Origin of the sequence: Sorangium sp. So ce185, from assembly GCF_051526825.1 — a bacterium.
In the GTDB taxonomy this organism is placed as follows: domain Bacteria; phylum Myxococcota_A; class Polyangia; order Polyangiales; family Polyangiaceae; genus Sorangium; species Sorangium cellulosum_D.
Genome location: NZ_CP150316.1, coordinates 5,546,233 through 5,567,125 on the forward strand (window position 1 = coordinate 5,546,233; position 20,893 = coordinate 5,567,125).

The window sequence follows — 20,893 nt, forward strand, 5'->3', positions numbered from 1 at the left end:
TGCTCCTACGCCCCGGCTGGCCGCTGGATGAGGCGGACGAGGTCCTTCGAGAGCGTCGCGAGCTCGGAGGACGTCTTGAGCGTGACCGACGAGCTCGCCTCCGTCTCGCGCGCGGTGCGCGCCACGTCGAGCAGCGCCGCGTTGACCTGCTCGACCGCCGTGGCCTGCTGCTTGGTGCTGAGCTCGATCTCGCGCGACGCCTCGGCGGTGCTGCTGACGAGCTCCGAGATCTGCCGGAAGCTCGTGGCGACCTCGCCGAACTGGCGCGCGCTCGCGTCGACCGCCTTCGAGCCGCTCTCGGTCGCGATCACGGTCGTGTTCGCGGCCGCGCGGATCTCCTCGATGAGCGCGCGGATCTCCTTGGTCGAGCCGCCCACGCGGTCGGCGAGCTTGCGGATCTCGTCGGCGACCACCCCGAAGCGCCGGCCCGCGTCCCCGGCGCCGGCGGCCTCGATGGTCGCGTTGATCGCGAGGATGTTCGTCTGCTCGGCGAGCTCGTTGATGATCTGGAGGATCCCGCCGATCTCCTGGGATTTCTTGCCGAAATCGAGCATGTGGAGGACGATCTGCTCGACCTGGCGCTGGACGCCGTCGATGCCCTCGCGCGCCCGCTTCACGGTCTCGTCGCCGGCGCGCGCGGCCGCGGCGGTGTCGGCGGCGATCTGCGTCACCCGCTGCGTGCTCTCGGCGATCTGGTGGGACGTCGAGAGCAGCTCCCGCATGGTGGCGGAGACCTCGGTCGAGGTGGTCGCCTGCTCCTTCGAGCCCTGCGCCTGCTGCGTGGCGGCGGCCTGGAGCTCCGTCGCGGAGCTCTCGATGCGGCGGGTCGCCGAGTGGATGCGGCGGTTGATGCCGCGGATGATCAGGAAGCCGACCGCGGCGACGACGAGGACGGTGAGCGCGGAGCCCGCGGAGAGGGTGACGAGCAGACGCTGCTCGCTCGCCGCGGCCTCTTGCTCTCGCGCCGAGAGGGCGCGCATCTCCTCGGCGCGGAGCTCGCCGGCGACGGCGCGGATGTCATCCATGGCCCGCCGGCCGCGGCCGCTCGCGACCGTCGCCGCGGCGGCCGCGGCGCCCTCGCGGCGGCGCTGCTCGACCGAGAGGCGCATCTCCTCGAGCTTGTCCCGCATGAGCGGCCGGAGCCGGTCGAGCCGCCCCTGCGCGCCCAGGTTCCCCTCGGTCAGCCGGCGCAGCTCCTCGTAGTCGGCGTCGATCGAGTGCAGCGCGATCTCGTAGGGCTCCAGGAACGCGTCGTCGCCGGTGATGATGAACCCCCGCTGCCCCGTCTCCGCGTCGAGGAAGTGGGCGTGGAGCTCGTCGAGCTCGGTGAGCACCCGGTAGGTGTGCTTCAGCTCCTGGCTGATCTCGAGCAGGCTCGCCGTCTTGTGGACGGAGACGACGCCCAGCGCGATCAGCACGACGAGGGGGAAGAACAGGCTGGCGGCGATCTGCTGCGGGATGGTCCACGTGGTCTTCATCGATCTTCCTTGGGACGCTCTGCGCCTCGCTCGGCCCGGCGCAAGACGGTGTCCGCGACGGCGGCGACGCGGAGGAGGCCCCGCGGCTCGCCGTCGACCTCGACGGTCTCCGTGACGAGCTCGCCCGCGCCTTCGCGCTCGGCGGCGGCGGAGCGCGCGCCCTCGCGCGGGACGCTGGCGTGGCCCTCGATCTCGTCGATCGCGAGCGCGATGTCGGGGTGCTCGGCGCAGACGAGGAGCCAGCGCGGCGCCGGCCCGGCCGCCGCCGCGCCCACGCCGGCGCGCGGCCGGCCGGAGACGAGCGCGGCGAGGTCGTACGCCGCGGCGAGCCGGCCGCGCAGGCCGACGAGCCCGAGCAGCCCCGGCGGGCCGCCGGCGAGCGGCACGATCCGGCGGCACGGCTCGACGGCGGCGAGCTCCTCGATGCGCACGAGGAGCCTGCGGTCGCCCGCGCGGACGGCGAGCGCGCGCGCCGGCTCCTCGGCGCGGGCGCGCGCGGGCTCGGCGAAGGACGCGTCGAAGGCGGCCTGCAGCGCGGCGAGGCGCTCGGCGAGCAGGGCGCGCTTCATCCGGCGCGCCCTCCCCGGGCCGTGAGCTCGGCCTGGCAGAGGCCGATCAGCGCCGACCTCGGGAAGCCGCCGCCGAACAGCACGAGGCGCTCCTGCCGCTCCGAGACCAGCAGCGCCGCCGCGCGGCCGAGCTCGTCCAGCGTGGTCGCGAGGTCGCCGGCGCGCTTCGCGAGCAGCCCGAGCCGGAGGTGCGGCATGGCGAAGCTTGGATCGCGCGACGCCGCGGCCTTGTAGTGCTGCGCGGCGCCCGCGGCGTCGCCGGCCTGCTCCTGGCAGAGGCCGAGCACGTAGTGGGCCGCGCCGCTGTCCCCGGCGTCGCCCGCGTCGAGCGCGCGCTGGCAGGCGCGCTCGGCGCGGGCCAGCTCACCCTGCTGGCAGAGGATCACCGCGCGCAGGAGCTCGACCCGGGCGCTCGGCGCGGCCCGCTGGGGCAGCGCCGCGAGCGCCGCCATCGCGTCGGTGAACCGCTCGCCGCCGATGAGCTCCAGCGCCCTGTCGATCGCCGCGAGCTCGGCCAGCGCCGGGGGCCTCGTCGACGGGGGCCTCGTCGGCGGGGGCCTCGTCGATGGGAACGCGCGTTGCGCGGTCGGCGAGGCCGGCGCGTCGCCCCGCGGGGGCGGCGACACGCGCTGGGCCACCTCGGCGACGCGCGCGGACGCCTCGTGGATGCGCGCGACCCAGCGGGTCGCGCGCGGGGCGTCGCCGCGCGCCGGGCGGGGGGGCGCGCTGCTCCGCCGGTAGTAGAAGATGCCGTGCGAGTGCGCCGCCTCGAACGCGGCGCTCGCGGCGCGGAGCGACTCGCTCGAGGCGAGGAACAGGAAGCCGCGCGGCGCGAGCGCGGCGTGGAGCCGGTCGAGCACCTCGGCCATCTTCTGCGGCGCGAAGTACATGAGGACGTTGCGGCAGAAGATCGCGTCGAACGCGCCGGGCCTCCAGAAAGCGGGGTCGTCGTCGAGGAGGTTCCGGACCTGGAACTCGACGAGCCTGACGATCTCCTGGCGCAGCGCGACGTCGGCCCCGGCGCGCGCGAAGAAGCGCTGGCGCATGTCGTCCGGGACCGCCCGCAGGGCCCACTCCGAGTACCGCGCCCGCTGCGCCTTCTGGATGGCGCCCGGGTTGACGTCGACGCCGACGACCTTGATCCGGTGCGGCAGGAGCCCCGGGTACGCGGTGTGGAGCGCGATCGCGAGCGTGTACGCCTCCTCGCCCGAGGCGCAGCCCGCCGAGAGCACGGTGATCGGCTCGCCGCCCTGGCGCGCGGCGAAGCGCTCCGGCAGGGCGATCTCGACGCAGGCCTCGATCTGCTGCCATTCGCGGAAGAAGTACGTCTCCCCGACCGTGAGCTGGCCCGCGAGCACGTGGAGCTCCTCTCGGGCGACCTCGGGCCGGTCGAGCGCTCGCCGGTAGTCGCCCAGATCGGAGCACCCCCGGGCGCGCATCCGCTCGCGCAGCACGGCCTCGAGATCGGCGCCGAGGTGCAGGGACGCGCGCGAGAGCCCGAGGCGCTCTTCCAGGAGCTCCTCGAGCGGGCCGAGGTCGCGCTCGGCGGCGCTCACGCCGTGCCTCGGAGGGCCGACCACGCGGCCTCGGGCAGGAGCCGCGCCGTCTCGAGCAGCGCCATCGCCTGCCCGTCGAGCGTGCCGAGGCTGTCCACGCACTCCGGCAGGGCCTGGGCGACGAGCGGCGGAGTCTGCTCCAGGGCGGCCGGGTCGAGCTCCTTGATGCCGAGCACCTCGTCGACCTCGAGCGAGAGCGGCCGCGCTCCGGCGCGGACCGAGACGAGGCGCGCCCCACGCTGCCCGTCCGCGACGCCGAACAGCGCCGCGAGGTCGATCACGGGCACGTGCGCCCCGCGGATGACGGCCAGCCCGCGCACGAACCGCGGCGCGCCGGGGACGCTCCGGACGTCGAGGGCGCGCATGGTCTCGACCACGGCGGTGAGCGGGAGCGCGCAAGCCCACGAGCGGGCGCGGACGACCAGGGCTCTCAACCGCCTCTCCTCCTCCGACGCGCAGGTCTCGGCGGCGCGGTGGGGTCTCCTGCAACGTGCCTCATGAGGGACCTGCCGCGCCCGGGCGCGACCCGCTCGTCACGTTACCCAATTCTCGAATCCTTTTGAAGGCGTAGACGCAGCGTGCGGCGACCTCCCGAGGGGGCCGTGGGACATGTCGGCCACCTCGGCGCCGACCCCGGTCACATGCTCGATGAGCTCGCTTTGTCGCTCGGGATCGCCCTCGAAGATGCGGTCTGCCTCGACGATCGCGCGGGGCAGACCGACGACGACCTCGGGGCGCTCCTCCGCGTAGGCGGCGCGCACCAGCATGCCGTGCGAGGTGGGGATCTGCGTGGTGGCGCGGAGGCAGAGCAACCACCGCCACCCGCAGAGCTTCGCCATTGGAAGGGTGCTTATCGTTGCGGAGCGCCGATGCTCGCAGCGGCGGTGAGCGGCCGTCAAGCGTGGATGGAGAGATCGGGAGTCGACCGATGTGTGGTGTGTGTGTGGCGCGCGGACGACGTCGTGTCATCGCTGTCCTTCGGGGACGACAGGCGGCCACGCGCGACGGCTCACGATAGGGCCGAGTCCATGTCGACCGCGCTTCGAGAGGCGGCCGGAGGCAGCGCGCGACGCGCGCGGGGCGCGCCGTCGTCGGAGCGCGGAGGCGGGGAGGGGAGCCTCGACGGGCATCGGCCTCGGCGCTGCGTTCCCGCCGTTCCGTGGAATTTCTCGGGGCGATTGAGGGCGCCACCCTCCCGTCCGCGCGTCGCTCGCGGCCGTCCGGCGCGCTTCTCCATACCGCCCGAGCGCGGCACGCGCTATCAACGCCCCGCGGGAGGCGCGGGCGACGCCCGTGGCTCCCGGTGGTCGCATGGTCTTCGCATGATCGCCGTGGTCGCAGAGAAGCCCGCCGTCGCCCGCGACATCGCCGCGGTGCTCGGGGCCTCGCGGCGCGCCGAGGGCTTCCTCGAGGGCGGCGGCTACGTCGTCACGTGGGCGGTGGGGCACCTCGTCGCCATCGCCGAGCCGCACCAGATCGACCCCGCCTGGAAGCGCTGGCGGCTCGACCTCCTGCCGATGTTGCCCGCGCGGTTCCCGCTCGTCGTCCTCCCCGGGACGCGGGCGCAGTTCGAGATCGTCCGGAAGATCCTGGGCCGGCGCGACGTCGAGCGCGTCATCTGCGCGACCGACGCGGGCCGCGAGGGCGAGCTCATCTTCCGCTACATCTACGAGGCGGCCGCCTGCAAGAAGCCGGTCGACCGGCTCTGGATCTCGTCGCTCACCCCCGACGCCATCCGCGACGGCCTGCGGCGGCTGCGCGACGCGCGCGGCTACGACGGCCTCGCCGACGCCGCGCGCGGGCGCAGCCGGGCCGACTGGCTCGTCGGTATGAACCTCTCGCGCGCCTACAGCCTCGTCTTCGATCAGGATCTCTCGGTCGGCCGCGTGCAGACGCCCACGCTGTCCATGGTCGTCGAGCGCGAGCTCGCGATCCGGCGGTTCGTCCCGGAGCCGTACCTCGAGGTCGTCGCGACCTTCTGCCCGCTCCGGGAGGGCGGCGAGGGCGCCGCGGACGCGTCGTACAAGGGCACGTATTTCCGGGACCAGCCGCTGGCCAGCGATCCGCGCGAGCCGGCGGGCCCCGCGGGCGAGGGCGAGAAGGCCGAGACCGCGCCGTCGCGGCGGCGCCTGCCCCCGGACGGCGAGGAGGCGCGGCGCATCATCGAGCGGGCCCGGCGCGGCGAGGCGCGCGTCGAGGCGGTGAGGCCCGAGTCCCGCCGCCTCCCGCCGCCGCTGCTCTACGACCTGACCGAGCTCCAGCGGCACGCCAACCGCCTTTACGGCTTCTCCGCGCAGAAGACGCTCGAGGTCGCGCAGGCGCTCTACGAGCGCAGGAAGCTCATCAGCTATCCGCGCACCGACAGCCGCCACCTCTCGACGGACGTGGCCGCCACGCTCGGCGCCGTGGTGCAGGCGATCGAGGGCGCCTACCAGGGCATGCTCGCGCCGGGGACGGGGACCCGGCCGCTCGGCAAGCGCTTCGTCGACGACGGCAAGGTCGGCGATCACCACGCCATCATCCCTACCGGCGCCCGGGCCTCGCGGGCGGAGCTCTCGCCGGACGAGCAGAAGATCTTCGATCTCGTCTGCCGCCGCCTGCTCTCGGCGTGGCACGAGGATCACGTCACCGCGATCACCACGGTCATCACCGCGATCACCACGCGCGCCCGGGGCGAGGGCGCCGGGGCGCCGATCGTGGATCGCTACCACAGCGCGGGCAGCGTCGTGGAGAAGGTCGGGTGGAAGGTGCTCGACATCGGCTTCGGCAAGCCGCCGGCGAGGCCGCGCAAGAAGGGGGAATCGGACGTCAAGGGAGACGCCAAGGGAGGCGAGGGGCGCGAGGCGGACGAGGGGGAGGGCGAGCGCGAGACCGCGGATCAGCTGCTCCCGCCGGGCCTCGCGCGGGGGCAGGTCCAGCTCGTGCTCGACGCGCAGGCGCTGTCCAAGAAGACGCGCCCGCCGCCGCGCTTCACCGAGGCCACGCTGCTCACCGCGATGGAGACCGCGGGCAGCAGCCTCGACGAGAAGGAGCTCTCCGAGGCGATGAAGGACTCGGGCCTCGGCACCCCGGCCACGCGGGCGGCGATCATCGAGACGCTCCTCCGGCGCGAGTACCTCGTGCGCAAGGGCAAGCTCCTGCACGCGACCGACAAGGGCATCGGGCTGATCGAGGTCGTCCACGCGGACGTGAAGAGCCCCGCGATGACGGGCGCGTGGGAGGCGAAGCTCGCCCGCATGGCTCGGGGCGGCGGCGATCTGGCCTCGTTCATGGCGGGCATCGAGTCGTACGTGCGCCATGTGGTGGGGGAGGTGAGCGCCGGGCGGCGCCCGGTGGGGGGCGCGGCGCCCCGGCCGGAGGAGCGGTCGTCTCCGTTTCCGGAGCGCGGCGAGCGGCCGGGCCTCGGGAGCGGCCGCGGCGCCGCGATCGCGTCGCCGGAGGCCCGGCGCGACCGCGAGGCGCCGCGCGCGACGCCCCGGCGCGCGCCGGCCGGCGGCGCAGGGGGCGCGCCGGGCACCGCCTCGCGCGGCGCCCTTCCGGCGCTCACGGGGGCGGCCGCATCCCCGCTGCCGACCCGGGCGCGCGCGGCGGCCGGGGTGCGCTCGTCCGCCGCGGCGGGCGCGGTCGCTGCCGCGGCGGCGCCCACGCTGGCGCGCGCCGCGGCGCTCTCGCCTCCACCGCCAGCGCGTGCCGCCACGGCCGTCGCGCCGCTCTCGCCTCCACCGTCGTCGCGCGCTGCCGCGATCGTCGAGCCGCCTCCGCGCGCCACGGCGGGCGCCGCGCCTTCCGCGGCGCGCGCGTCGATCGCTGCGTCACCGCCGGCGCGCCGGCCCACGGATCTCCTCCAGCTGCTTCAGCAGTGCTTCGGCTTCCGCGCGTTCCGCCGCTACCAGGAGGCGGTCTGCCGGACGGCGGCCGCGGGGAGCGACGTGCTCCTCGTCATGCCCACCGGCGCCGGCAAATCGCTCTGCTACCAGCTCCCCGGGATCGCGCGCGGCGGCACGACGCTCGTCGTGAGCCCGCTCATCGCCCTCATGGAGGATCAGACCGCCAAGCTCCGGGCGTGCGGGTTCGCCGCCGAGCGGATCCACTCCGGCCGGAGCCGGCCCGAGTCCCGCAAGGCCTGTATCGATTACCTGGACGGCGCGCTCGACTTCCTGTTCATCGCCCCCGAGCGGCTCCGCGTGCCCGGCTTCCCCGAGCTGCTCGCCCGCAGAAAGCCGGTGCTCGTCGCCGTCGACGAGGCCCATTGCATCTCCAAGTGGGGCCACGACTTCCGCCCTGATTACCGCATGCTCGGCCAGCGGCTCCCGGCGCTCCGTCCAGCGCCGGTCATCGCGCTCACCGCGACCGCGACGCCGGTCGTGCAGGACGACATCGTCGAGCAGCTCGGGCTCACCTCCGCGGCGCGCTTCATTCACGGCTTCCGGCGGAGCAACCTGGGTATCGAGCTCCTCGAGGTCAGCCCGGGAGAGCGCCTCGCCCGGGTGCGCGCGCTGCTCGGGCAGGAGGGCCGCACGCCCGCGATCGTGTATGCGCCGACCCGGAAAGAGGCCGAGTCGCTCGCCGCCGGCCTCGCGGAAGATCTCCCCGCCGAGGCGTACCACGCGGGCCTGGCCCCGCAGGTCCGCGACCGGATCCAGGCGGCGTTCCTCGACGGCAGCACCGAGGTCATCGTCGCCACGATCGCGTTCGGCATGGGCATCGACAAGCCCGACGTCCGCACGGTCATCCACGCTGGGCTGCCCGGGAGCCTGGAGGGGTATTACCAGGAGATCGGCCGAGCGGGTCGCGACGGGCTCCCGTCGCGGGCCGTGCTGATGCACTCGTATGTCGACCGGCGAATGCACGAGTTCTTCCACGAGCGCGACTACCCTGATCCGGCGGTCTTGCAGAGGATCGAGGGGGCCCTCTCCGCGGAGCCGCGCCCGCGGGAGGAGATCCTGGGCGATCTCGGGATGGAACCGGAGGTCGCGGACAAGGCCCTGGAGAAGCTCTGGATCCACGGCGGGGCGCGCGTGGATCCGGACGGGGGCGTGGCCCTGGGCGAGCCGGGGTGGCGCGGGCCCTACGAGGCGCAGCGGCGCCACAAGCTCGCCGAGCTCGTGCAGATGGCGCGGTTCACCGAGAGCCACGGCTGCCGCATGCTGCACCTGGTCCGCCATTTCGGCGACCAGGAGGACAGCGGCGAGCCCTGCGGCCTCTGCGACGTCTGCGCGCCGGCCGCGTGCGCGGCGCGGGAGTTCCGGGCGCCGAGCCGCGACGAGGCGCAGGCGATCGCGAGGATCCTCTCGGCGCTGCGCGACGGCGAGCAGCCGACCGGCCGGCTCCACCGCGAGGCGTTCGCCGGCGGATCGCTCGAGCGGCGCGACTTCGAGCACCTCCTCGGCGGCCTCGTGCGCGCGGGGCTCGTGGAGGTGCGCGAGGACTCGTTCGAGAAGGCGGGCGAGCTCATCACCTACCAGCGCGCGTCGCTCACGCCGCGCGGCCGCCTCGGCGAGCCGCCGGTCGACGTCCCGCTCGCGAAGACCCCGCCGAAGGTGAAGAAGCGGCAAGGCGCGAAATCGTCGGACGCGCGGCGGGCGTTCTTCGCGCGCAAGGCGCAGCGGAAGAAGGGCCGGTCGCGCTGAGGGGCGCGCGGCGGCGATCAGCGGAAGATGCCGAAGTGCCCCAGCACCCACCAGAGCAGGACGAAGATGAGGATGGTGCTGAAGCACCCGCCCCCGAGCTTTTTCGCGCCATAGCCTGCCGCAATCCCACGCAGAATCTTGCTCATCGATGGACCTCCGGCCCCGTGTCGGGGTGCTCGGTGGGCAAAGCAACGGAGGTGCCATCTCGAGAGGTCGGAGTTTCGGGCTGGAAGCCGATGGCCTCGCTCGCTGGGCGATGGGAAGGTCGGCGCGGGCGCCACACTGGGGCGTTTCGCTACGCTCGTGGGGGCGTGGGGCGTTGACGTTGGGGCGGCGAGGGGCGACGAGAGCGGTCGCGGCGCGGTCGCTGGAGACGGTGGCGGCGACGACGGCGGAGCGGCGGCGCGTTACCGGCCCAGCTTGGCGATGACGAGGTGCTGCAGGGTGCCGTCGCTGGTCCAGGGGAGGGGGCCCGTGCCGAAGTCGGCGTCCACCGCCTTGGTCCAGCCCGCGACGAGGGTCTCGCCGTTCGGGGAGTTCGCGACGTCGGACATGCTGACGCGACGACCCAGGAGCCGACTCCATAGGAGCTCGTTGTCGGGCGTGAGCTTGGCAACGAAGCCCTGGGTATCCGTCACCGCGAGCGGGCCATCGCCGAAGTCGATCTCATCGGCGGCCTCTCCAACAACGACGATGTTACCGGAGGTGTCCAGAGCGACTCCGCCCGCCCACTGACCGTCGTTGCCGCCGGCCGCTCGCACCCAACCGACGGTGCCGTCAGCCTCGAGTTGCACGACGAAGGCGTCGCTTTCGCCTGAGGCCGTTAGAATATGCGGCCCCACACGCAGCTCGTCCCTGTAAAATCCCGTCACGACAGGTCGCCCTGACGCGTCCACCGCGATACCCGCCATCTGCACCGTCGCCGCCTCGCCCATCGTCGTAGCCCAGACCGGTGCCCCGGATGGGGTCAGCTTCATGACGAAGCTGCTATTTTCGATCTCAAACACCCCTCCTATGCGAAAAGTTCCGCTGGACCAGCCAGCGACGAAGATGTTGTTCGATCGGTCCACGGCGACGGCGTTGGCCGCCTGGCCCCCTGTGCCGCCGAGCTTGCGCGTCCAGCAGCCCGGCGCGGTCGCGAGGCCCGTTGCGCCGTCGAGCTTCGCTACGATGATGTCCGAGCCGTCGTCGGGCACGATCGGCCCGCCGCCGAAGTCGATTGACTCGTCGAAAGACCCCACCACGATTACATCATCATCTGCGTCGGTCGCGACAGCACGAATTGCGCTGTCGTAGCCGCCCCCCAGTCCTTTGCTCCAGATGTGCTCGCCCGATGCGTCGAGTCGTGCGACAAACGCGCCCTTCGGGAGCGGCCCGTCACCGAAATCGGTCGAACCGCTGGTGGTTTGGCCGGCCATAATAGGGCTCCCCGAGGAGTCGACGGCCAGTCCCCACGGGTTGTCCGCCGAGGAGTCCCCGAACTTCCTGGCCCATAGGGCATCGCCAGCCGGGCTCAGCTTCAGGAGCAGCGCGTCTGTCGTATCGGCCGAAGCGAATGTTTCACCGCCAATGGCGACCGTCCCAAACAAAGCAGCACTGACGAACACGTTCCCCTCGGCGTCGCTTGCAACGCCCATCGGGTGGATGTCTCCCGTTTGTTTGTACGTCGTCGCCCAGACGATGCACTCTAGTCCGTCACAGTTTTCATCGTCCGTGGCATCGCATCGCTCCACTGCCGGCAGGACCTCGCCCTCGCACACGTCCCAGGTCCCATCGACGCCGCAGGTGCGCCTCCCTTCCCGGCACGCGCCCTCGTTCCTGGTGACCGCTGGGCCGCCGTAGCACGTTTCCGACGCATCTGGCGTGCATGTGGGAGCCTCGCCACCAGAACCTCCGGCGCCGCCGATGCCAGCGCCGTCCAGCGGCTGATCGGTGAACTCTTCGAGTCCGAGCAGCAGCGCGCACCCGCTCGCGCACAGGCCCAGGCTGAGAAGGGAAGCAAGCGCGTAAGGTTGTGCTCTTCGTTGCATCATCTCGTGTGCGCTCGGAAGCTGCCGTCGACAGGGCTCTCCGGACGCTGGCGCGGAGATTATCACGCCCGCGCAGCGCTCGACCGCCTCGTTCTCATCGATCGTCGGGAGGAGCCGGGCTTTCGGTTTAGCGCTGAGCGCCTCGCGGCGGTGCGCCATAGCCGAGGAACGAGAGCCCTATCCGCGCCGAGAGCCGGCGTATCGCCGCACGAGGGAGGACGCGGGCGAGCTGGGCCGTGGCCTTGCTCAACGCGGTCGGGACGGCGACCACGTCGCCACGCTCGGCCGCCGCGATGCCGTAGGCCGCGCAGTCCTCGGCGGAGAGTTCGAACCGGGGCTTCCGGCGCGACACGCCGGGTGCGCCCACGTCAAAAATTTCCGTGGTCACCGGCCCCGGGCACAGGGCCGTCACGGTGACGCCGCTCCCATCGAGCTCCTCCGCCAGGCTCTCTGAAAAGGAGAGCACAAATGCCTTGGTGGCTCCGTAGACTGCATGCCCGGGGGTCGGCTGGAACGCGGCGAGCGAGGCGACGTTGAGCACGCGCCCCCCGCCGCGCGCCACCAGATCGGGCACGATCGCCGCGCACAGCGCAACGACGCTCTCGCAGTTGAGCCGCACCAGCATGGCATACGCCGCGGGATCGCCCTCCAGGAACGGTCCGAGCCGCGTCGCTCCCGCGTTGTTGACCAGCCAGCCCGGGCCGCCCAGCGCGCGCGCCCGATCCCGCACACGCTGCGCGGCGCCCTCGGCGGTCACGTCGAGACCGAACGGGTGGATGGGCGCGTGGCCGGCGGCGCGCGCCTCCGCAGAGAGCTCCTCCAAGCGGTGAGCCCGCCGGCCGATGGCGAGCACCGGCTGCCCGCGCGCCGAGAACTGCCGCGCGAGCGCCGCGCCGATGCCGGACGACGCGCCTGTGACAATGGCAAGACCCGAGGTCGTGGTCATGGCGCACTCCTTTACGCCGAGCCGTCCAGGATCGCGAGCAGACTGTTGTTCCTGGACGGGGCGAGCGCGGAGGCTCGAGAGAGGTCGCCGTCGCGACCCTTGCCGCAAAGCGTTAGCCGCAAAGTCATGCGTACGTCATCCGACGCGGGCGCACTTCCCTGCACGGGCATCAACGCATTGCGGTGATAGCGCCCACGCTTCCCCGGGAGCGATCGCTCGCCGCCGCGGTGCGCCGGCCGTCCCCGCCGGCATGGAAGCACGAGCGCGTGGAGGGCCGTCCCCTACACCTGGAGACGGCGCGCCCCGCCTTCTTTTCTTGCGGAGCGCTGTGGCCACCGGTTAGCCTACTGACCGTGCTCTTGGAGAGTCGATGCTAAAGACCGGCAGAGCCATGCGAAATCGACGAGCTGTTCTGGCCGCGGCGGCTCTCTTCACGCTGCTCCCGACGTCTGCCTACGCCGTGCCGGTAAAGCTCTACACGCCTTACATGGATCCGCTGGAGATCGAGGGCACCGGCCTCTGCTCCGCGTCGGCCATCACGACGGACCCTCTCAGCAAATTCGGCTTGCTCACCCCGAGCACGTACAACGCCGGCGTCAACGGCTTCATGGAGGAGCACAGGACCTACGAAGAGGGTCGACTCGAGAAGGTCGTCCGGACCATCTTCGATCTCAGCAACAACAACAACACAGGCCTCCAGCTGAGCCACGGCGACTTCACGGGGTCGATGTCGCCCGAGTGTGAATTCGGCGGGTGCGCATTCTACCGGGAGCCCGATCCGGACAATCCTGGCGAGTACGTCAACGACCTAAACGATCCGAATACGTCGTTCGCCACACGTTTTCGGGGCTTTCTGAACGTCACACCGGATCTCTCCGGCAAGCCGATTCACTTCGGCTTCTATACGGACGACGCCGTAAGCCTAACCTTCTACGATCTGAATCTCGGCGCCGTTTCCGTGCTCGTCCGCCCGACGCAGCTCGGCAAGCCGACCTGGCGCACCACGAACACCGTGACGTTCGAGCAGCCGGGCCTGTACCCGGTCGAGATCCTTTACGTCGCGGTCGCGGAGCACTCGGCGCTCGAGATGTCGTACCTGATCGGGGACTTCACCGACTACGAGCTAGGGGCGAGCGAGCCCGGGAGCAGGAGCCTCAAAGAGGACGGCTTCACCCTCTTCCAGCCCACCCAGTTCTTCCAGACGCTGAGCGGATCGCCGTCGTTCCCCGATCTCGACCAGTGCCAGCAGTGCAACCGCGACTTCATCGGCGACCCCGGCAACCACGGCTGTCCCGGCAGCTACTACTGCAACGAGGCCGCGCTCTGCGCCCCGTGCGACACCGCGTTCTTCTGCGGCGAGTCCTGCTCGAAGTGCGTGGGTGACAAGCAGTTCTGCATCAACCTGAACGACGAGTTCCAGTGCGCCGAGTGCCGCACCGACGCCGACTGCGACGAGGGCTTCAGCTGCGATCCCGAGACGCACGTCTGCAACGAGTGCAACGTCGACCCGGACTGCCCGCGCGGCGAGATCTGCGTCGACCACACCTGCACGCCGTGCGACACGGCCGACCGGTGCGCCGGCAACTCGTGCAACTGCTGTCCGAACGGGATCAACGGCACGCAGATGGACTGCGCGGCCGTCGAGCCGGGCGGGATCGAGATGTGCGTCGAGTGCCTCACCGACGCGCAGTGCCCCGGTGACAAGGTGTGCCACGTGCCCACGGGCCACTGCGTCGACAGGCCCCTCCCGACGAACGCGCTGCCCAACTGCTGCGGCGAGGGCTGCGTCGACTGCATGCACCCCGAGGACCCGAACGACCCGCAGACACCCCCGGTGCCGTTCTGCCTCCCCGGGCCGGTCGGGACGGCGTGCGCCGCGTGCCGCAACGACATGGATTGCTCCGAGGGCCAGTACTGCCTGAGCGGCGAGTGCAAGGCGTGCGTCGAGGACCGGCGCTGCGGGATGCGCTGCGACAGCTGCGGCGGCGACACGCCGTTCTGCTCCGGCCAGTTCGCCGAGCTCGCCGTGTGCGTGCGCTGCACCTCGGACGAGCAGTGCGCCGGCACGACGTGCAACCCCGAGACGCACGAGTGCGACCCCGGGTGCATGGCGACCTGCGGCGAGGATACCCCGTACTGCGACGGCCAGCGGTGCGTCGAGTGCTACGCCGACACCCAGTGCCCCTGCGGCAACACCTGCGACCTGGAGACGAACACCTGCGACATCTCCTGCAAGTCGAACCTGGACTGCCTCGGCAACGAGCACTGCCGCTGGACCGACGAGGCGGACGCCAAGGAGTGCGCGCTCGGCCCGATGCCGGACAACGTCGCGTGCGGCGGCACCCTCGCCGAGATCTGCAGCGTCTCGGTCGTCGGCGAGAATGGCGCCGATCCGCGGCGGCCCGCCGGGCTCCTCGCCCTCGCGATGCTCGCCCTGCTCGAACGGACGCGCCGCCGGCGCAGCGGAGGTGCCTCGTGAGAATGCGCCGGCTCCTCCTCCCGCTCCTCGCGCTCGCCGGCCTGCTCGCCGAGCGCCCCGCGCTCGCGGAGGAGGGGCGCTTCGACGCCCAGGTCTTCCGGCCCGCGGCCGCCCCGCGCGACCTCGTGATGGTCCAGAAGTCCGAGGTCATCGGCAACCTCTCGCCGACCGTCGGCCTCTACAGCGACATCGCGGCCGACCCGCTCGTGCTCTTCCTCGCGGGCGACGACACGAACAAGGCCGTCAACGCCATCACCGGGCGGCTCGAGCTCGCCCTCCTCGCCGGCATCGGCTTCTTCGACGTGTTCGACGTCACGATGACCATGCCGCTCATCCTCTTCCAGGAGGGCGGCAACCTGCGTCGGTTCGGCACCGAGGGGTCGGTCAAGAGCACCACCGTCGGCGATCTCCGCCTCTCCACGAAGGTCTCGCTCCCGTACCTGAACCGGAAGGAGCAGGTCAAAGAGGGGTTCGGGATGGCGATCGCGGGCAACCTGAACTTCCCCACGGGCGACCAGAACGCGTTCGCCAGCGACGGCGCGCTGAGCGGCGGCGCGACGCTCATCGCCGATTACCGGTTCAACTTCGGGCTGCTCCTCGCCGCGAACGCCGGCATCTGGCTGCGGCCCGACAACCAGTTCGCGGGCGTGCGCGTCGGCGACATGGCGCAGTTCGGCGTGGCGGCCGAGCAGTACGTCGTGCAGCGCTGGGGCCTGTCCGTCATCGGCGAGGTGTACGGCTACCCGTCGATGACGAGCTACCCCGACGACCCCGGGCAGATCCCCGCGGAGGCGCTCCTCGGCCTGCGCTGGCAGACCAAGCACGGCATCACGATCACCTTCGGCGGCAGCTTCGGCGCGGCGTGCGGCTTCGGCGCGCCCGCGATCCGCTTCTTCAACGTCATCACGTGGCAGCCGAAGACCTCGCAGGAGCAGGAGGAGATCAACCGCCTGCAGCAGCGCGACAACGACGATCCGGATCGCGACGGCCTCATCGGCGCCGCGGACCGCTGCCCCGACGTCCCCGGGAGCCCCGAGAACTTCGGCTGTCCGGACCTGGACACCGACGGCGACGGCGTCTTCGATCGCGACGACAAGTGCCCCGACAAGCCCGCCGGCCCGCACGGCAAGGACGGCTGCCCGCTCGCCTTCGTGCGGGGCGACGAGATCGTGATCACCGAGCAGGTCCACTTCGCGACCGACAGGGACATCATCCTGGAGGACTCGAATCCGACCCTCGAGGCGGTCGCGCAGGTGCTGATCGACAACCCGGAGATCCGCGAGGTGCGGATCGAGGGCCACACCGACGTGCGCGCGACGGACGTCTACAACCTGGCCTTGTCCCAGCGCCGCGTGGCGAGCGTCATGGCCTACCTGATCGCGAAGGGCGTGGACCCGTCGCGCCTGCAGGCGAAGGGGTACGGGCACACGCAACCGATCTACGACGACACGGGCTGCGTCGGGCGCGACGACCAGCTGACGCCCGATTGCCAGTTCATGACATCGAAGAACCGGCGCGTGGTCTTCCGCATCCTGCGCTACGGCAACGCGGCGCCGAAGCCGCTCACCGGGTCGCCCGAGGGTAGCGAGCAGATCCTGCCGTCGGGCGGGGTGCTGCCGCAGAAGAGCCAGGGCACGCTGCCGACCCAGGGCACGCTGCCGGGTCAGGGGGTCCTCAAGCCGAACGTGCTGCCGAGCGGCGGATCGGCGCTCCCGTCAGCGGGCGCGGTGCCCGGCGGCGCGGCGCCGCTGCCGAACCGCAGCGAGGCGGGGGGGCTCCCGAGCAAATCGGGCGTCCTGCCGAGGTCCGGCAGCACCACGCCGCCGGCCCCCTCCTCGTCGGCTCAGCCGCCGGCGCCGCCGCAGAAGCCGCCGCCGGCGCCGCGCTAGAGGCGTCGATCGCGTCGATGGCGGAGAGATGAACCGCCAAGAACGCGGTGGTGGCCGGATTTGAACAAGAAGGCGGGAAGGCGGGAAGAAAAGATCAATGATCTTCCTGCCTTCCCGCGTTCATGGGAATCACTCCGGGGCAAATTGGGTCACCACCAAGAACGCCAAGAAGAGAAAAAGATCTTGGCGGCTTGGTGGTTCGAGCTTCTGCTCTTTCGAGCGTTGCTCTAGCTAGGCAGGACAGCGGAGGTACGACGGGCCGGGGCAGGCTGCCCGGCCCGCGGTGGCGGCGTGCTTCGCGCGGCGCACGGGATCCACCGCGCAGGTCGAGCGCGCGCCGCGCCCGTTACAAGAGCGCAGCGGCGCTCGAAGCGCCGGGTCGCGTTACTTCTTGGGCGCGGTCTTCGGGGGCGTGGGGGACGGCGGCTTGGCCGACGTGGGCGCGGACGGCGATGGCAGGGGCGCGGACGACGACGGCTTGGCCGACGTGGCCGCGGACGGCGACGAGGGCTTCGCGCCAGGCTTGGGCGGCTGCCCGGGCTTGCCTGGCGCCGTCGAAGCCGCAGGCGCAGCGGCGTCCTCGTACGGCTCGTCGGACGCAGGCGCAGCCTCCTCCGCCGGCGGCGCCTCCGGCTCGGCTGCCGCCGCGGAGTCGGCGGGCTTCGTCGCCGGATGGAACGTCAGCGGCTTCGCCTCGCCTTCCGTGCGGCGGACCCAGATCACCGCGGTCCCGCTCGCGACGCTGGCATAACGGCCGTCCTCGGTGCGGATCTCCTCGTTCACCGCCTCGATGACCGCATCGCCGCCCACGGCGCACGCAGCCTTGCGGAGCGACTCGAGGCGCTCCGCCTCGGTCCGAGCCTCGGGATCGCTCGCGATGGGCTGAAGGCGATGGTACTCGCGATCGGGCAGCTGGCCTGCCGGTACGACGTGCATGTCGCTGCAGAACTCACCGGAAGGCGTGCGTTTGTCCCGGAAGGGGGTGCTGCAACCGGCGATCAGCGCGGCACCCAGTGCCGCCGAGAGGAGGAGGCGCTGCATGGTGCCTTCTTACCAGCGATGAGACGCGCGATGCAAACCCCGCGCATCGCGGACGACGCCGATCCGCAGGACAGGCGCCTCCCGGCAGGCAGACCACCAGCCACGCGGGCGCGCACCCGCGCCCGTGTTCCGATCGCGTGAACGCCTGGCTATGCTCGCGGGCGATGCGCCCGCTCGAACGACGCCCTCGTCTCGTCCCTCTCGTCCTCGGCGCGGCGCTCGCCGCCGCGTGCGGCGCGCCCCAGCCGGCGCCGAGCGCCGCCCCGGGCGAGGCTGCCCCCGTCGAGGCGAGCGCCCCGAGCGCCGCCGCATGCCTCGCGGCCGCCAACGCGAAGCGGCAACCCCGCGCCGACGAGCCGGCGCGCATCGGCGTGAAGCACGTCCTCGTCCGCTACGCCGGCGCCGATCGCGCCGAGGGCGCGACGCGAACGCGCGAGGAGGCCTGCCTGCGCGCGATGGAGGCGCGCGACAAGATCCGCGGCGGCGCCGACTTCGACGAGGTGGTGGCGCAGTACAGCGAGGAGGCGGGCGCCGCCTCGCGCGGCGGCTCGCTCGGCACCGTGGAGCGCGCCGACGTCCTGCCGCCCTTCGCCGACGCCGCGTTCGAGCTCGAGCTCCACCAGCTCAGCGACGTCGTGGAGACCCGCTATGGGTTCCACGTGATCTTCAGGACCGAATAGCCCTCCTGCCGCGCGCAGGGCCCCTGTTCGCGACCGCTCTACTCCACGCTACCCGCGCGCGACTCGCGCCGCCGCGCGTCTCTCGCGCCACGCGCGTCTCTCGCGCCGCGCGCCCTGCCCAGCGCCGCGCGCCTCGCCCGAGGGTTGCGTTCTCGGCGGAGGCGCAGCATGAAGCACCCATGCGCGCCCACCAGCTCTTCGCCGCCCTCGCCGTGATGATCGCCTCGCCAGCGCTGCTGATCGCGGCGTGCAAGTCGAGCGACGCTCCCGAGGATGCGGGCCCGGCGCCGGCCGACATCGCCGCGCCGACCGCGACGGCGCCGCTGCCCGCGGCGACCGGGACCGTGCCCGCCGCGACGCCGGCGACGCCGGCCGCGCCCGCGGCGCCCGCCAAGGCCTCCCCGGCGCAGCCCGCGGCGGGCACCAAGGCGGACGCGGGCGCTTCGCCCGACGGCGGCGACGGCGGCGCGCCGAAGGACGGGGGCCCCACCGGAACGCTCGACGCGGGGGCGCTCTCGGGCAAGCTCGCGGCGTGCGGCGCCAAGTGCCAGTCGATCCTCCAGACCTGCCTCACGCCGAAATTCCCCGCGGACGGCGGCCTGCCGAAGATCGAAAATCCGGCGGCGTGCCAGAAGTCGTTCGACGACTGCCGCGACGCCTGCGCGCCGTAGCGCCCGCCGCGCGGGCAGGGGGCGGCAGCCCGGGCTACCTCGGGGCCGCGGCCGCCGCGCCCGGCAGCGTCACGCGGAAGAGCGCGCCGCCGGCCTCGCCGGTCGACACCGTGATGTCGCCGCTCATCGCCTCGACGAGGTGCTTCGCGATCGACAGGCCGAGCCCGGTGCCGCCCGACGCGCGGGAGCGCCCCGGATCCACCCGATAGAACCGCTCGAACACGCGAGCCTGGTGCGCCGCCGGGATGCCCGGGCCGTCGTCCTCGACCTCCAGGATCACGCGCCCGTTCGCGGCCCTCGCGCGCACCTCCACGCGCGACCCCTCCGGCGTGTGGTGGATCGCGTTGTCGACGAGGTTGGTCAGGACCTGGTCGAGCGCGCGCGGATCCGCCTCGACGAGCGTGCCCCGCGCGACGTCGACGGTCACCTCGGTCCGCTTCTCCCGGGCGCGCCCGCGCAGCAGCGCCACCGCGGCCTCGGCCTGCGCCGCGAGGTCGAGCGTGCCCGGCGACAGCGACCGCTCGCGGCCCTCGATGCGCGACAGGTCGAGCAGATCGTTCACGAGCCGGTGCAGCCGCGCCGCGTTCCGCTCGATCACCTCGACGAAATCCCGCGCGGCCGCCGGGTCGTCCAGCGCGCCGCCGAGCAGCGTCTCGCTGCTCGCGCGGATCGACGCGACCGGCGTGCGCAGCTCGTGCGACGCGTTGGCGATGAAGTTGCGCTGCAGCCCCTCGATGCGCCGCAGCTCCGTCACGTCGAAGAAGACGGCGACGACCCCCGCCGCGCCGCGGCCCTGCGCCGGCAGCGTGAGCGGCGCCGCGTTCACGACGAGGATCCGGCGCCCCGGCGGCCCCGCCGCGCCCGGCGACGCCGGCGCGATCTGGATCTCGCGCGTCGCCGCCGCGCGCGCGAGCGCGACCTCCTCGATGAGCTCGTGCAGGCTCGCGGAGCGGAGCACCTCGAGCGGCGGGCGACCGACCGCGTCCCTGCGGATGCCGAGCAGCTGCGAGAGCGCCGGGTTGACCAGCGTGATGTCGCCCCGCTCGTCCGTGACGAGCACGCCCTCGCGCATCGACTCGAGCACCGCGCCGAACCGCTCGCCCTCGCCCCCGAGCTCGCGCCGCGAGCGCTCCAGGCTCTCGGCGAGCTCGTCGAGCGCGCCGCCGAGCGCGGTGATCTCGTCGCGCCCCTGCACGCGCGCGCGCCGGCTCAGATCGGCGCGCATCTCCCGCGCGACGCCGGTCAGGTAGACGAGCCGCCCGGAGAGCGCGCTCGCCCCGGCGAGCGCCGCGCCCACGGCGAGCACGAGCGCCAGGATCGTCCCCTCCACGACGCGCGTGTGGGCGGCGGACAGGCTGCGGTCGATCGCGACCGGCTCGAACGCGAGCCGCACGACCCAGGGCCCCTCCGGCCGGTCGAGCCGCTGCGCCGCGTACAGCATCCTCATCCGCGTCGTCTTGCTCACGCGCTCGCTGCGCCCCGTGCCGTGGTGCCGCGCGTCGGCGACCTCGTCGCGCGTCGCGTGGGCCTCGAGGCCGCCGAGCCGCTCCGGCGCGACCGACGAGTCGCCCCGCACCGCGCCGCTCGGATCGATGAGCGTGACGCGCGCCCCCGCGCTCGCCGACAGCGCCGACGCGAGCGCGGGCGCCTCGGCCGCGAGGTCGACCGCCCTCGCCGCGGCCTCGGTGACGAGCGCCGTCCGCGCGGCCAGGTCGGCCGCCGTGTGCTCCCCGAGCTCCGCGCCCAGCGTCTTCACGACGTAACCGTCGAACACCACCGCCGCGAGGACCGCGATCCCCACGGCGAACGCGATGAGCTTGCTCCGAATACCCATGTCACCCGCGTGCCGAGCGCCCGGCGCGCGCCACGTGCGCGACGGCGCGAAGTGGATGATGTTACCTAGTTTTGTCTGGTCCGTGACGAC

At 72.7% G+C, this 20,893-nt stretch carries 15 protein-coding genes; 5 read left to right on the forward strand and 10 right to left on the reverse strand.

What is annotated here, in order from left to right:
• Nucleotides 1-5: 5 nt before the first annotated feature.
• The 5 genes from WMF26_RS20330 to WMF26_RS20350 all read right to left on the reverse strand — a co-directional run bounded on the left by WMF26_RS20330 (nt 6) and on the right by WMF26_RS20350 (nt 4,442).
• Nucleotides 6-1,478, reverse strand: a complete 1,473-nt coding sequence (locus WMF26_RS20330) for a CHASE3 domain-containing protein (protein WP_438001678.1) — start codon at nt 1,476-1,478, stop codon at nt 6-8.
• The gene (locus tag WMF26_RS20335) at nt 1,475-2,047 is read right to left on the reverse strand and encodes a chemotaxis protein CheW (RefSeq protein ID WP_438001679.1); all 573 of its coding nucleotides are present in this window, start codon (nt 2,045-2,047) and stop codon (nt 1,475-1,477) included. The genes WMF26_RS20330 and WMF26_RS20335 overlap by 4 nt, the downstream gene beginning before the upstream one ends.
• Nucleotides 2,044-3,603 carry a CheR family methyltransferase gene (locus WMF26_RS20340; protein WP_438001680.1) on the reverse strand — a complete coding sequence of 520 codons (1,560 nt, stop codon included), beginning with the start codon at nt 3,601-3,603 and terminating at the stop codon, nt 2,044-2,046. Before WMF26_RS20340 ends, WMF26_RS20335 begins: the two co-directional genes overlap by 4 nt.
• Complete coding sequence (locus tag WMF26_RS20345; protein WP_437947812.1) at nt 3,600-4,037, reverse strand: chemotaxis protein CheW; 438 nt, start codon at nt 4,035-4,037, stop codon at nt 3,600-3,602. The genes WMF26_RS20340 and WMF26_RS20345 overlap by 4 nt, the downstream gene beginning before the upstream one ends.
• Before the next feature lie 99 nt (nt 4,038-4,136).
• Nucleotides 4,137-4,442, reverse strand: coding sequence for a hypothetical protein (locus WMF26_RS20350; RefSeq protein WP_438001681.1), 306 nt, complete (start codon nt 4,440-4,442; stop codon nt 4,137-4,139).
• Nucleotides 4,443-4,925: 483 nt separating this feature from the next.
• Between WMF26_RS20350 and WMF26_RS20355 the strand changes: the two genes are divergently transcribed.
• Nucleotides 4,926-9,233: a DNA topoisomerase 3 gene (locus tag WMF26_RS20355; RefSeq protein WP_438001682.1), complete on the forward strand. Its 4,308-nt coding sequence runs from the start codon at nt 4,926-4,928 to the stop codon at nt 9,231-9,233.
• 17 nt (nt 9,234-9,250) lie between these two features.
• On the opposite strand, the gene WMF26_RS20360 is transcribed toward WMF26_RS20355, so the two are convergent.
• The 3 genes from WMF26_RS20360 to WMF26_RS20370 form a co-directional block, all read right to left on the reverse strand.
• Nucleotides 9,251-9,379, reverse strand: coding sequence for a hypothetical protein (locus tag WMF26_RS20360; protein WP_020736078.1), 129 nt, complete (start codon nt 9,377-9,379; stop codon nt 9,251-9,253).
• Between the two features lie 261 nt (nt 9,380-9,640).
• Nucleotides 9,641-11,266, reverse strand: coding sequence for an SBBP repeat-containing protein (locus WMF26_RS20365; protein WP_438001683.1), 1,626 nt, complete (start codon nt 11,264-11,266; stop codon nt 9,641-9,643).
• 124 nt (nt 11,267-11,390) lie between these two features.
• Nucleotides 11,391-12,209, reverse strand: coding sequence for an SDR family NAD(P)-dependent oxidoreductase (locus WMF26_RS20370; protein ID WP_438001684.1), 819 nt, complete (start codon nt 12,207-12,209; stop codon nt 11,391-11,393).
• A gap of 391 nt (nt 12,210-12,600) precedes the next feature.
• Between WMF26_RS20370 and traA the strand changes: the two genes are divergently transcribed.
• Together traA and WMF26_RS20380 are read left to right on the forward strand one after the other, a co-directional pair.
• Nucleotides 12,601-14,688, forward strand: a complete 2,088-nt coding sequence (gene traA / locus WMF26_RS20375; protein ID WP_438001685.1) for an outer membrane exchange protein TraA family protein — start codon at nt 12,601-12,603, stop codon at nt 14,686-14,688.
• A gap of 2 nt (nt 14,689-14,690) precedes the next feature.
• Complete coding sequence (locus tag WMF26_RS20380; protein WP_438001686.1) at nt 14,691-16,577, forward strand: OmpA family protein; 1,887 nt, start codon at nt 14,691-14,693, stop codon at nt 16,575-16,577.
• Nucleotides 16,578-16,961: 384 nt separating this feature from the next.
• Here WMF26_RS20380 and WMF26_RS20385 read toward each other — a convergent pair whose 3' ends face one another.
• Entirely contained in the window at nt 16,962-17,618 is a 657-nt protein-coding gene (locus WMF26_RS20385) for a hypothetical protein (RefSeq protein WP_438001687.1), read from the reverse strand.
• Between the two features lie 164 nt (nt 17,619-17,782).
• Here WMF26_RS20385 and WMF26_RS20390 point away from each other — a divergent pair, with 164 nt between their 5' ends.
• Nucleotides 17,783-18,298: a peptidylprolyl isomerase gene (locus WMF26_RS20390; protein ID WP_438001688.1), complete on the forward strand. Its 516-nt coding sequence runs from the start codon at nt 17,783-17,785 to the stop codon at nt 18,296-18,298.
• A gap of 179 nt (nt 18,299-18,477) precedes the next feature.
• Nucleotides 18,478-18,969, forward strand: coding sequence for a hypothetical protein (locus WMF26_RS20395; protein ID WP_437338735.1), 492 nt, complete (start codon nt 18,478-18,480; stop codon nt 18,967-18,969).
• 34 nt (nt 18,970-19,003) lie between these two features.
• Here WMF26_RS20395 and WMF26_RS20400 read toward each other — a convergent pair whose 3' ends face one another.
• On the reverse strand, nt 19,004-20,803 hold the full coding sequence (locus tag WMF26_RS20400) for a HAMP domain-containing sensor histidine kinase (protein WP_438001689.1): 1,800 nt from the start codon (nt 20,801-20,803) through the stop codon (nt 19,004-19,006).
• Between the last annotated feature and the right edge of the window lie 90 nt (nt 20,804-20,893).